9 protein-coding genes are annotated in these 12761 nt (G+C 67.5%); 3 read left to right on the forward strand and 6 right to left on the reverse strand.

All coding sequences use genetic code 11. The features are described from left to right. Window positions 1-94: 94 nt before the first annotated feature. The 3 genes from RCF34_RS07100 to dapE are packed head-to-tail and all read right to left on the reverse strand — an operon-like array spanning window position 95 to window position 2435. Window positions 95-478, reverse strand: a complete 384-nt coding sequence (locus tag RCF34_RS07100; protein WP_308707553.1) for a hypothetical protein — start codon at window positions 476-478, stop codon at window positions 95-97. Between the two features lie 5 nt (window positions 479-483). After that, the gene (locus RCF34_RS07105) at window positions 484-1296 is read right to left on the reverse strand and encodes a putative RNA methyltransferase (protein WP_308707554.1); all 813 of its coding nucleotides are present in this window, start codon (window positions 1294-1296) and stop codon (window positions 484-486) included. Next, on the reverse strand, window positions 1293-2435 hold the full coding sequence (gene dapE, locus RCF34_RS07110; RefSeq protein ID WP_308707555.1) for a succinyl-diaminopimelate desuccinylase: 1143 nt from the start codon (window positions 2433-2435) through the stop codon (window positions 1293-1295). Before dapE ends, RCF34_RS07105 begins: the two co-directional genes overlap by 4 nt. Before the next feature lie 84 nt (window positions 2436-2519). On the opposite strand from dapE, the gene tcdA reads away from it, so the two are divergent. Continuing rightward, window positions 2520-3305: a tRNA cyclic N6-threonylcarbamoyladenosine(37) synthase TcdA gene (gene tcdA, locus RCF34_RS07115; protein ID WP_058785050.1), complete on the forward strand. Its 786-nt coding sequence runs from the start codon at window positions 2520-2522 to the stop codon at window positions 3303-3305. A gap of 129 nt (window positions 3306-3434) precedes the next feature. On the opposite strand, the gene mltF is transcribed toward tcdA, so the two are convergent. Continuing rightward, entirely contained in the window at window positions 3435-4919 is a 1485-nt protein-coding gene (gene mltF / locus RCF34_RS07120) for a membrane-bound lytic murein transglycosylase MltF (protein ID WP_374941166.1), read from the reverse strand. A gap of 316 nt (window positions 4920-5235) precedes the next feature. On the opposite strand from mltF, the gene purL reads away from it, so the two are divergent. Together purL and RCF34_RS07130 are read left to right on the forward strand one after the other, a co-directional pair. Next, window positions 5236-9135 (forward strand): phosphoribosylformylglycinamidine synthase, encoded by a 3900-nt coding sequence (gene purL, locus RCF34_RS07125; RefSeq protein ID WP_308707556.1) that lies wholly within the window; start codon window positions 5236-5238, stop codon window positions 9133-9135. A gap of 106 nt (window positions 9136-9241) precedes the next feature. Continuing rightward, window positions 9242-9556 carry an NGG1p interacting factor NIF3 gene (locus RCF34_RS07130; RefSeq protein ID WP_308707557.1) on the forward strand — a complete coding sequence of 105 codons (315 nt, stop codon included), beginning with the start codon at window positions 9242-9244 and terminating at the stop codon, window positions 9554-9556. A gap of 3 nt (window positions 9557-9559) precedes the next feature. On the opposite strand, the gene RCF34_RS07135 is transcribed toward RCF34_RS07130, so the two are convergent. Both RCF34_RS07135 and RCF34_RS07140 read right to left on the reverse strand, forming a co-directional pair. After that, window positions 9560-9856, reverse strand: coding sequence for a winged helix-turn-helix domain-containing protein (locus RCF34_RS07135; RefSeq protein ID WP_308707558.1), 297 nt, complete (start codon window positions 9854-9856; stop codon window positions 9560-9562). A 53-nt stretch (window positions 9857-9909) separates the two neighbouring features. Beyond that, on the reverse strand, window positions 9910-12741 hold the full coding sequence (locus RCF34_RS07140; protein ID WP_308707559.1) for a valine--tRNA ligase: 2832 nt from the start codon (window positions 12739-12741) through the stop codon (window positions 9910-9912). Window positions 12742-12761 lie beyond the last annotated feature (20 nt).

Genomic DNA, 12761 nt, shown 5'->3' on the forward strand with positions numbered 1-12761 from the left:
CCGGCCCCCCCCCCCGGGGGGCCGGCGGGCGCCGCCGCCCGGAGAGCAACCCCCCGCCCGCCCCGCCCCCCCCCCCGCCGCCCCCCCCTTCCGTTCACTCGGTACGCCAGACGATTTCCTCGACGCCCGCGTCCGTCACCTTCAGCCAGCGATCGGCGGCATCTTCCTCTTCTTCCTCGCTCCAGCCACTCGGGGCGCAGCGCACCTGTACCTGCAGGGCGGCGTAGGCATCGCGGGCGCAGGCCAGGTCATCCACCCAGGGCGACACATCGCTTTCCAGCAGCAGGCTGTGCCACTTGCCCACCGCCTTCGGCAGCCAGGTGACCGGAATGGACTCGCCGCCATAGCGCAGGGTGCACTTGAAGGTCTGCCCGCGCGCCTGCCAGGCGCAGGGCATGGCGAACACCTGTTCGAGCCAGGCCGAGACGGCGTCCTGGTCGACGTCCTTGAGATAGATTTCGATATCGGGCTGGCGCATGGGGCTTAGGCTCCGGATTTGACGATCCAATCGTAACGTACTGCCACCCGCACCTCGAAGGGCTCGGCGAGGACCCGCTCGCGGCGTTCGGCATTGACCCGCCAACCGTGGGGGGTCATGGCCAGCAGGTCTTCGCGGGTCTGGCGCTCGGCCAGCGGCAGCAGGAATTCGAGCCCCTCGCTGTGGGCCAGTTCCAGGCCCGGTGGTAGATCCTGCAGGTGCTTGTCTTCGGCGTAGTCGCGCACCTCGTCATAGAGCCGCTGCCGCAGCTCCAGCAGGTGGGCGCTGGCCGGACCCAGGCGCAGGATGCCACCGCCGGGTGCCAGCACGCGTTGGGCTTCGGCCCAGTCGATGGGACTGAAGACGCTGGCCAGCAGCTGGCAACTGGCGTCCGGCAGCGGCAGGCGCGCCATGCTCGCCACCAGCCAGGTCAGGGCCGGGTTACGGCGGCAGGCGCGGCGCACCGCCTCGCGGGAGATGTCCAGGGCATAGCCATCGGCCGCGGGCAGGGCCTGGGCCAGGCGCGCGGTATAGAAGCCTTCGCCACAGCCCACGTCGATCCAGCGCTGGGGCGCGCGTTCGGCGGCCAGGTGCGCCAGGCGCTCGGCCAGGGGCGCATAGTGACCGGCATCGAGAAAGCGCCGGCGGGCCTCGACCATGGCGGCGTTGTCGCCCGGGTCCAGACTCTTCTTGTGCTGCACCGGCAGGAGGTTCAGATAGCCCTGGCGGGCACGGTCGAAGCGATGGCCGGCGGCGCAACCGACGCCACCCTCGAGTTCGGCCAGCGGGGCCTGGCAGAGCGGACAGATCAGCTTCATGCCAGCAACCGCACCAGGGTGCCGTAATAGACCTCGGTCAGGAGATCCAGGTCACTGGCCAGCACGTGCTCGTCCACCTGGTGGATGGTGGCGTTGACCGGACCCAGTTCCACCACCTGGGCGCCCAGGGTGGCGATGAAGCGGCCGTCCGAGGTGCCGCCGCTGGTGGAGGCTTCGGGACGATAGCCGGTGACGGCTTCCACGCTGGCCGAGACGGCGTCGAGCAGGTCGCCCGGCTGGGTGAGGAAGGGCAGGCCGGACAGCGACCAGTCGATGTGCCAGTCCAGGCCGTGACGATCGAGAACGGCCTCGACCCGGGCCTGCAGGCCCTCCACGGTGGATTCGGTGGAGAAGCGGAAGTTGAACAGCGCCTGCAGCTCGCCCGGCACCACGTTGCCGGCACCGGTGCCGGAATTGACGTTGGAGATCTGGAAGCTGGTGGGCGGGAAGAAGGCGTTGCCGGCGTCCCATTGTTCGGCGGCGAGATCCGCCAGGGCCTGGGCCGCCAGGTGGATGGGGTTGCGTGCCAGGTGCGGATAGGCCACGTGGCCCTGCTTGCCACGCACGGTCAGGCGGCCGTTGAGCGAGCCGCGGCGCCCGTTCTTGACCACGTCGCCCAGCAGGCGGGTGCTGGAGGGTTCGCCGACGATGCACCAGTCCAGGCGCTCGCCGCGCTCGCGCAGGCGCTCGACCACGGCGCGGGTGCCGTGCAGGGCAGGGCCTTCCTCGTCGCTGGTGATGAGGAAGGCGATGGCGCCACGGTGGTCGGGATGGTCGGCGACGAAGCGCTCCACGGCGATGATCATGCTGGCCAGGCTGCCCTTCATGTCGGCGGCGCCACGGCCGCGCAGCATGCCGTCGGTATCTACGTGGGCATTGAAGGGCGCCTGCTGCCAGGCCTCTAGCGGGCCGGTGGGGACCACGTCGGTGTGACCGGCGAAGCACAGCACCGGACCCTCGCCGCCACGGCGTGCCCAGAAGTTGTCCACCTCTTCGATGCGCAGGGGTTCGAGGGCGAAGCCCAGGCGCTCCAGGCGCTGCATCATCAGGGCCTGACAGCCTTCGTCCAGCGGTGTGACCGAGGCCCGGCCGATGAGGTCGCAGGCGAGTTCCAGGGTGGGAGTGAGGGCGGTGGTCATGGCGGGTCCCGGGAGGCGGCTAGGGTTCAGGGGGAGCGGTATGGTAAAGGAAAACCTATACTGTGGCTTTTGTGGAAAGCCTTCATGACGTTCGATGAACAACGCTTCGGCGGGATCGCCCGGCTCTATGGGCAGGAGGCCGTCGAGCGCCTGGCCGCCAGTCACGTCGCCGTGGTCGGCATTGGCGGGGTGGGTTCCTGGGCCGCCGAGGCCCTGGCCCGCAGCGGCGTCGGCCGCATCAGCCTGTTCGATCTGGACGACGTCTGCGTCAGCAACACCAATCGCCAGGTGCATGCCCTGGAAGGCCAGGTGGGGCGGCCCAAGGTCACGGTGATGGCCGAGCGCATCCAGGCCATCAATCCGGCCTGCGCGGTCAAGGCGGTGGCGGACTTCGTCACCCGCGAGACCATGGCCGACTACATCACCGAAGAGCTCGATCTGGTGCTGGACTGCATCGACAGCGTGGCCTCCAAGGCGGCGCTGATCGCCTGGTGCAAGAGGCGCAAGATCGCCATCGTCACCACCGGCGGCGCCGGTGGCCAGATCGACCCCACCCAGATCCAGGTGGTGGACCTCAATCGCACCTACAACGACCCACTCGCCTCGCGGGTGCGCTCCCTGCTGCGTCGCGACTACGGCTTCTCGCGCAATCCCAGCCGCCACTACAGCGTGCCCTGCGTCTTTTCCACCGAGCAGCTGCGCTATCCCAAGCCCGACGGCAGCGTCTGCCAGCAGAAGAGTTTCGTCGGCGAAGGCGTCCGCCTGGACTGCGCCGGCGGCTTCGGCGCGGTGATGATGGTCACCGCCACCTTCGGCATGGTCGCCGCCGCCCGCGCCGTGGACAAGCTGATCCAGAAGCCCAAGGGGTAGCGCTTTTCGTAGGTTGGGTTGAGCGCAGCGAAGCCCAACGCTGCCCAGGTCGAGCCCGCATGTTGGGCTTCGACGATAGAGCCGTCTCAGCCCACCCTAAGGCCAAAGGCGAAGGCGGGGTGCCGTGGCTCACATATCCTGCGGCGTTTCCCGGGCGGGGCGGTCGTCGGCGATGGCGGGGACGTGCAGGCCGGTCTTGGCCAGTTGCTGGCCTTCCATCTGTGGCTGGGTGGTCCAGGTGAGGATGTCGTAATAACGACGCACGTTCTGCACGAATTCCACGGTTTCGCCGCCGCGCGCATAGCCGTAGCGGGTCTTGCTGTACCACTGCTTCTGCGCCAGGCGCGGCAGCATCTTCTTCACGTCCAGCCAGCGATCCGGGTCCAGGCCCTGGGATTCGGCCAGCCGGCGCGCATCGAGGATGTGGGCGATGCCGATGTTGTAGGTGGCCAGGGCGAACCAGGTGCGATCCGGTTCGTTGATGCTGTCGGGCAGCTCGTCGCGGATCTGGTCGAAGTACTTGGCGCCGCCGGTGATGCTCTGCTCCGGATCCAGGCGGTTGGCGACGCCCATGGCCTGGGCCGTGTTGTTGGTCAGCATCATCAGGCCACGCACCCCGGTCTTGGAAGTGGCGTCCGGGGTCCACAGCGACTCCTGGTAGCCCATGGCGGCGAGCAGGCGCCAGTCCAGCTGATGCTTCTGCGCCACCTTGCGGAAGTGCTTCTCGTACTTGGGCAGGCGTTCCTGCAGGTGCTGGGCGAAGGTGTAGGCGCCCACGTAGCCGAGCACGTCGACGTGACCGTAGTAGCGCTCCTTGAGCTGCTGCAGGGTGCCGTCGCGGCGGACCTTGTCGAGGTAGGCGTTGACCGCATCGAGCAGGCTGTTGTCCTCGCCGGGTTGCAGCGCCCAGGCCTGGCCCTGGTTGTCGCCGAGGTCGAAGGCTACCCGCACGTTGGGGAAATAGACCTGGTTCATGGCCAGTTCGTTGGAATCCACCAGGGTCAGGTCGATCTGGCCTTCGTCGACCATGCGCAGCAGGTCACTGACCTCCACCTGATCGGATTCGTCGAAGGTGAGCTCCGGCACCTGGGCCTGCAACGCCCTGAGCTGCTGCGCCTGGCTGCTGCCCTTGAGCACCAGGATGCGCTTGCCGACCAGATCCTTGGGCGTGCTGGGGCGGACGGTGCCGTTGCGGTAGATGACCTGGGGCACCACGTCCAGATAGCTGCGGGAGAACTTCAGATTCTGGCGATTGACCGAAGGCGTGAGGCCGGCCGCGGCGATCACCGGGCCGTCGGGCGCGGTCAGGCGATTGAAGAGGTCGTCGAGGTTATCGGCGGTGCTGATTTCCAGGCGCACCTTGAGCGATTCGGCGAAGCCCTTGACCAGTTCGTATTCGAAGCCGGTCTCGCCGTTACGGTCCTGGAAATAGGTCGCCGGACTGTTGCGCGTCACCACGCGCAGGACACCCGCCTGCTGCACCTGCTCCAGCGCGGTCGGCTTGGGCGGCGCAGGCACGTCGGCCTCCCCGCAGCTCATGAGCAAGGCGAGGAAGGGCAGGGTAAGCCAGGCGAATCGCTTGAAGGCTCTATTCAAATGGGCTAGCTCGGCCATACGGCATCAAAACGGCACTGGCGCCTTGCTGACGCGCCTCATCGGTCGGCCCCTCCGGGCACTCGTTATAGTCGGGACGCTCCGCGCCACCGGTCCGGCCAAAGGCTCTATCCTGAGCCCAATGGGGAGCCGCGTCCATGGGGCGCGGCAGGCCGTATCGGCGGGCAGTATACGCGAGAAGTGGCAAAGCGCCCATTTTATACATACAGCATTGGTGGTAAGCATGGATGAACCCTCGTCGCCGGAAGGTGTCCCCGGCGCGCCTTTAGGCTAGAATGCACGGCCCCAAAGTGACTTGGCCCCGAGGCTGTCCCCGATGCTGATCCTGCGCGGCGCTCCCGCTCTTTCTTCCTTCCGTCACGGCAAACTTCTCGACCAGCTGACTCGCCTGGTTCCCGGTGTCTCCGGGCTCTATGCCGAGTTCGTTCATTTCGCCGAAGTCGCCGGCACCCTGAGCGCGGAGGAAGAGGGCATCCTCGGCCGACTGCTGCAATACGGCCCCAGCGTCCCCCAGCAGGAACCCAGCGGCGCGCTGTTCCTCATCGTGCCCCGCCTGGGCACCATCTCGCCCTGGTCGAGCAAGGCCACCGACATCGCCCACAACTGTGGCCTGGCGCAGATCGAGCGTCTGGAGCGCGGCGTGGCCTACTACGTCGCCGGCGAACTGGACGCCGCTGCCCACGAGCAGTTGGCCGCGGCCCTGCATGACCGCATGACCCAGCGCGTGCTGCCGACCCTGGACGCCGCCGCCGACATCTTCAGCCATGCCTCGCCCAAGCCGCTCACCGCCGTGGACGTGCTCGGCGGTGGTCACGCGGCCCTGGAGCAGGCCAATCTCCAGCTGGGCCTGGCCCTGGCCGAGGACGAGATCGACTACCTGGTCAAGAGCTTCACCGCCCTGGGGCGCAACCCCCATGACATCGAACTCATGATGTTCGCCCAGGCCAACTCCGAGCACTGCCGGCACAAGATCTTCAATGCCAGCTGGGACATCGACGGCGAGAGCCAGGAGAAGTCGCTGTTCGGCATGATCAAGAACACCTACGAGATGAACCGCACCGGCGTGCTGTCCGCCTACAAGGACAACGCCGCGGTCATGGAAGGCTTCACCGCCGGACGCTTCTACCCCGACGCCGAGTCCCGCGAGTACGGGGCGCACAGCCAACCCGTGCACATCCTGATGAAGGTGGAGACCCACAACCACCCGACCGCCATCGCGCCCTTCCCCGGCGCCTCGACTGGCTCCGGTGGCGAGATCCGCGACGAAGGCGCCACCGGTCGCGGCTCCAAGCCCAAGGCGGGCCTGACCGGCTTCACCGTCTCCAACCTGAACATCCCCGGTTTCGAGCAGCCCTGGGAGCAGCCCTACGGCAAGCCCGAGCGCATCGTCACCCCGCTGGACATCATGATCGAAGGCCCGCTGGGCGGCGCCGCCTTCAACAACGAATTCGGTCGCCCGGCCCTGGCCGGCTATTTCCGCACCTTCGAGCAGCAGGTCGAGACCCCCCGTGGTCCCGAGGTGCGTGGCTATCACAAGCCGATCATGCTCGCCGGCGGCCTGGGCAACATCCGCGCCGACCACGTGCAGAAGGGCGACATCTCGGTGGGCGGCAAGCTCATCGTGCTGGGTGGTCCGGCCATGCTGATCGGCCTGGGCGGCGGCGCGGCCTCGTCCATGTCCACCGGCGCCAGCTCCGCCGACCTGGATTTCGCCTCGGTGCAGCGCGAGAACCCGGAAATGGAGCGCCGCTGCCAGGAGGTCATCGACCGCTGCTGGCAGCTGGGTGAAAACAACCCCATCACCTTCATCCACGACGTGGGTGCGGGCGGCCTGTCCAACGCCTTCCCCGAGCTGGTCAACGATGCCGGTCGCGGCGGTCGTTTCGAATTGCGCAACGTGCCCAACGACGAGCCGGGCATGAGTCCGCTGGAGATCTGGTGCAACGAGTCCCAGGAGCGCTACGTGCTCTCCGTGGACGCCGAGAACTTCGAGACCTTCAAGGCCATCTGCGAACGCGAGCGCTGCCCCTTCGCGGTGGTCGGCGAGGCCACCGAGGAGCGCCAGCTGACCGTGGCCGACAGCCACTTCGGCAACAACGCCGTGGACATGCCGCTGGACGTCCTGCTCGGCAAGCCGCCGCGCATGCACCGCAGCGCGACCCGGGAAGCCGAGCTGGGCGACGCCTTCGACGGCGCCGGCCTGGACCTGACCGAGTCGGTGGAGCGTGTCCTGCGCCACCCGGCCGTGGCCAGCAAGAGCTTCCTGATCACCATCGGCGATCGCACCATCACCGGCCTGGTCGCCCGCGACCAGATGGTCGGCCCCTGGCAGGTGCCGGTGGCCGACTGCGCCGTGACCGCCACCAGCTTCGACGTCCACACCGGCGAAGCCATGGCCATGGGCGAGCGCACCCCGCTGGCGCTGCTCGATGCGCCCGCTTCCGGCCGCATGGCCATCGGCGAGACCATCACCAACCTGGCCGCCGCGTGCATCGGGAAGCTCGGCGACATCAAGCTGTCCGCCAACTGGATGGCCGCCGCCGGCCATCCGGGCGAAGACGCGCGCCTCTATGAAACCGTCAAGGCGGTGGGCATGGAGCTGTGCCCGCAGCTGGGCATCACCATCCCGGTCGGCAAGGACTCCATGTCCATGAAGACCCGCTGGCAGGACGGCGGCGAAGACAGGAGCGTCACCGCGCCGCTGTCGCTGGTGATCACCGGCTTCGCCCCGGTGCAGGACATCCGCCGTACCCTGACCCCCCAGCTGCGCCTGGACAAGGGCCAGACCGACCTGATCCTCATCGACCTGGGTCGTGGCCAGAATCGCCTGGGCGGTTCCATCCTCGCCCAGACCCATGGCAAGCTCGGCCAGCAGGCTCCCGACGTCGACGAAGCCGAAGACCTCAAGGCCTTCTTCGCCGTGATCCAGGGCCTCAACCAGGACGGCCTGCTGCTGGCCTACCACGACCGTTCCGACGGCGGCCTCATCACCACCCTGGTGGAAATGGCCTTCGCCGGTCACTGCGGCCTGGCCCTGCGCCTGGACGCCCTGGCCGCCGACCGTGACGAGCTGACCCGTGCGCTGTTCGCCGAAGAGCTGGGCGCCGTCATCCAGGTGCCCCAGGACTTCACCCACGAGGTGCTGGCCCAGTTCAGCGCGGCCGGCCTGGAAGACTGCGTGGCGGTGATCGGCAACCCGGTCAACGGCTACGAGATCAACATCCACTACCACGACGAGCACCTCTACCGGGCCGAGCGGCGCATGCTGCAGCGCGTCTGGAGCGAGACCAGCTTCCAGATCCAGCGCCTGCGCGACAACGCCGAGTGCGCCCAGCAGGAATTCGATGCCCTGCTGGAAGAGGATCACCCGGGCCTGTCGGCCAAGCTGGCCTACGACCCCAACGAAGACATCTGCGCCCCCTACATCAAGAAGGGCGTGCGGCCGCAGGTCGCCATCCTGCGCGAGCAGGGCGTCAACGGCCAGGTGGAGATGGGCGCGGCCTTCGATCGCGCCGGCTTCGCGGCCATCGACGTGCACATGAGCGACATCCTCTCCGGTCGCATCGACCTGGCGGACTTCAAGGGCGTGGTCGCCTGTGGCGGCTTCTCCTATGGCGACGTCCTCGGCGCCGGCGGTGGCTGGGCCAAGTCCATCCTGTTCAATGCCCGTGCCCGTGACGGCTTCCAGCAGTTCTTCGAGCGCACCGACACCTTCACCCTGGGCGTGTGCAATGGCTGCCAGATGGTCGCCAACCTGCGCGAGCTGGTGCCTGGCAGCGAATTCTGGCCGCGCTTCGTGCGCAACCGTTCCGAGCAGTTCGAGGCGCGGGTGGCCATGGTCCAGGTGCAGGATTCGCCCTCGCTGTTCCTCGCCGGCATGGCCGGGTCGCGGCTGCCCATCGCCATCGCCCACGGTGAAGGCTTCGCCGAGTACCCGAACCAGCAGGCGCTGGTCGCCGCCGACGTCTCCGGTACCGTGGCGCTGCGCTACGTCGACGGCCACAGCAAGGTCACCGAGACCTATCCGGCCAACCCCAACGGCTCGCCGCTGGGCATCACCGGTCTGTCCAGCCAGGACGGCCGCGTGCTGCTGATGATGCCGCACCCCGAGCGCTGCTTCCGCGCGGTCCAGAATTCCTGGATCCCGGCCGACTGGCAGGGCGAGGACGGCGGCTGGATGCGCCTGTTCCGTAATGCCCGGGTCTGGGTGGACTGAGTTCCTCGGGCTCGCGTCCCTTACGAAACCCGCGCCTTGGCGCGGGTTTCGTCTTTCTAGGAAGCGGTTAAGCTGAAGGGATCGTCCAGCGTCTCCGGAGTCCTCGATGTTCAAGCTGTGTTTCTACGTTCCCGACGCGCACCTGGAAGCGGTCAAGCAAGCGGTCTTCGTCGCCGGGGGAGGCCGTATCGGGCTGTACGACAGCTGCTGCTGGCAGGTCCAGGGCCTCGGTCAGTTCCGTCCGTTGGCGGGCAGCCAGCCGCACCTGGGTGAGCAGGGCAGTCTCGAACGGGTAGCGGAATGGCGGGTGGAGCTGGTGCTGGCCGACGAACAGGTCGCCCGCCAGGCCGTGGCGGCGCTCAAGGGAGCGCATCCCTATGAAACGCCGGCCTACGACGTGGTGCAGGTGCTGGATTTCTAGCCCTCAGGGATAGCCGAGAACGCTCTTGATCCGCGCAAGCTCACGCTCCACCCAGCGCGGATCCACCGCGCCCCAGTCGCGGATCTCGTAGCCGCCCGCGTTGTTGCGGGCGCCTTCGCCCTGCACGAACTGGCAGTCGATATCCAGATCGGCCAGCGCCAGCAGGGTGTCCTGGGCCGTGCGCCGCGGCATGCCGGTGGTGGTCATCAGCGCCGGCACACTGGTGGCGGTGCCACTGGCCACCAGCCAGGCCACATAGAGCCGGCGATAGAAACTGGTCTTGGTCTTGCTCACGTCCATGAGAATCTTCCGGGTCAAGAAAAAGCCCACCGCGAGGGTGGGCTTCAGGGGCATCAGAGGGTGGCGATGCGCTGCCGCTGGTCCACCAGCTTGGCCAGGGCCTGCTCGGCCTCGGCCAGTTTGGCGCGCTCCTTCTCCAGGACCTCGGCCGGCGCCTTGGCGACGAAGCCTTCGTTGCCGAGCTTGCCGCCGACGCGCTTGACCTCGCCTTCCAGGCGGCCAATCTCCTTGTCCAGGCGCGCCAGTTCGGCGTCCTTGTCGATCAGCCCGGCCATGGGCACCAGCACTTCCATCTCGCCCACCAGGGTGGTGGCGGACATCGGCGCTTCCTCACCGGCGGCCAGGACGCGGACCGATTCCAGCTTGGCCAGCTTGTTCAGCAGCGGCTCGAAGTCGGCCAGGCGACGCTGGTCCTCGGCACTGGCGTTGGCGACGATGATGTCGATGCGCTTGGCCATGGAAATCTTCATCTCGCCGCGGATCTGCCGGACGCCCAGCATCAGCGCCTTGACCCACTCGATGTCGCCTTCGGCGGCGGCATCGATGCGCGCCTCGTTGGCCACCGGCCAGGGCTGCAGCATCAGGGTCTCGCCCTGGGCACCGGCCGGCGCCTTGAGGCGCTGCCAGATTTCCTCGGTGATGAAGGGCATGAAGGGATGCGCCAGACGCAGCACCACTTCCAGCACCCGCGCCAGGGTGCGGCGGGTACCGCGCTGGCGCTCGATGGAGGCGTTCTCGTCCCACAGCACCGGCTTGACCAGCTCCAGGTACCAGGCGCAGTACTCGTCCCAGACGAATTCATAGAGCGCCTGGGTGGCCAGGTCGAAGCGGAAGGCGTCGAGCTGACGGGTCACCTCGGCCTCGGTGCGCTGCAGCTGGGAGATGATCCAGCGATCCACCGAGGAGAGCTCCACGGGCTCATCGTTGACGCCGGTGTCCTGGCCTTCGACGTTCTCCATCACGAAGTTCGCCGCGTTCCACAGCTTGTTGCAGAAGTTGCGATAGCCCTCGACGCGACCCATGTCGAACTTGATGTCGCGGCCGGTGGTGGCCAGGGAGCAGAAGGTGAATCTCAGGGCGTCGGTGCCGTAGCTGGCGATGCCGTCCGGGAATTCGGCGCGGGTCTGCTTGGCGATCTTCTCGGCCAGCTTGGGCTGCATCAGGCCGCTGGTGCGCTTCTGCAGCAGGGTGTCCAGGTCGATGCCGTCGACGATGTCCAGCGGATCGAGCACGTTGCCCTTGGACTTGGACATCTTCTGGCCCTGGCCATCGCGCACCAGGCCGTGGACGTAGACGGTCTTGAACGGGATCTGCCCGGTCAGGTGGGTGGACAGCATGATCATCCGGGCGACCCAGAAGAAGATGATGTCGAAGCCGGTGACCAGCACGTCGGTGGGGTGGAAGGTCTTCAGCGCCTCGGTCTGCTCGGGCCAGCCCAGGGTGGAGAAGGTCCATAGGCCGGAGCTGAACCAGGTGTCCAGCACGTCGTCGTCCTGGCGCAGGGCGATGTCACCCAGGTCGTGCTTGGCGCGCACCTCGGCCTCGTCGCGACCGACGTAGACGTTGCCGGCCTGGTCGTACCAGGCAGGAATGCGGTGGCCCCACCAGAGCTGGCGGCTGATGCACCAGTCCTGGATGTCGCGCATCCAGCTGAAGTACATGTTCTCGTACTGCTTGGGCACGAATTGCACCTCGCCGCTTTCGACCACGGCGATGGCCTTCTCGGCCAGGGGCTTGGTGGAGACGTACCACTGGTCGGTCAGCCAGGGCTCGATCACGGTGCCGGAGCGGTCGCCCTTGGGCACCTTGAGGGCGTGGTCGTCGATCTTTTCCAGGCGGCCGGCGGCCTCCAGGTCGGCGACGACGCGCTTGCGCGCCTCGAAGCGGTCCAGGCCGGCGTAGGTGGCGGGGAGGGTGGCGTCGAACAGGCCGTTGACGCTGCCGTCCAGGTTGAACACCTGGGCGCCGGGGAGGACGGCCGCGTCGGCGTCGAAGATGTTGATCAGCGGCAGGTTGTGCCGCTTGCCGACTTCATAGTCGTTGAAGTCGTGGGCCGGGGTGATCTTGACGCAGCCGGTGCCGAATTCGGGGTCGCAGTAGTCGTCGCCGACGATGGGAATGCGACGGCCCACCAGGGGCAGCTCGACGTACTGACCGATCAGGTCCTTGTAGCGCGGGTCTTCCGGGTGCACGGCCACGGCGGCGTCGCCCAGCAGGGTCTCGGGACGGGTGGTGGCGACCACCAGATGGTCCATGCCCTCGGCGGTGCGGGCGCCATCGGCCAGGGGGTAGCGCAGGTGCCAGAGGTGGCCCTTTTCGTCATGGCTTTCCACTTCCAGATCGGAAATGGCGGTGTGCAGCTTGGTGTCCCAGTTGACCAGGCGCTTGCCGCGATAGATCAGGCCGTCCTCGTGCAGGCGCACGAAGGCTTCCTTGACCGCCTCGGAGAGGCCCTCGTCCATGGTGAAGCGCTCGCGCGACCAGTCCACCGAGGAGCCCAGGCGGCGGATCTGCCGGCTGATGTTGCCACCGGATTCGTTCTTCCATTCCCAGACCTTCTCCAGGAATTTCTCCCGGCCCAGGTCATGGCGCGACAGGCCCTCGGCGCCGATGCGGCGTTCCACCAGCATCTGGGTGGCGATGCCGGCGTGGTCCGTGCCCGGCTGCCAGAGGGTGTTGCGACCCTGCATGCGGCGGAAGCGGATCAGGGCGTCCATGATGGCGTTGTTGAAGCCATGGCCCATGTGCAGGCTGCCGGTCACGTTCGGCGGCGGGATCATGATGGTGTAGGGCTCGCCCGACCCCTGGGGCGCGAAATGGCCCTGGCGTTCCCAGGTCTGGTACCAGGAGGTTTCGATGGCGTGCGGCTGGTAGGTCTTGTCCATGGAGGGGGCTTTTGTCGCTG

It is taken from the genome of Pseudomonas sp. 102515, from assembly GCF_031085165.1.
In the GTDB taxonomy this organism is placed as follows: domain Bacteria; phylum Pseudomonadota; class Gammaproteobacteria; order Pseudomonadales; family Pseudomonadaceae; genus Chryseomonas.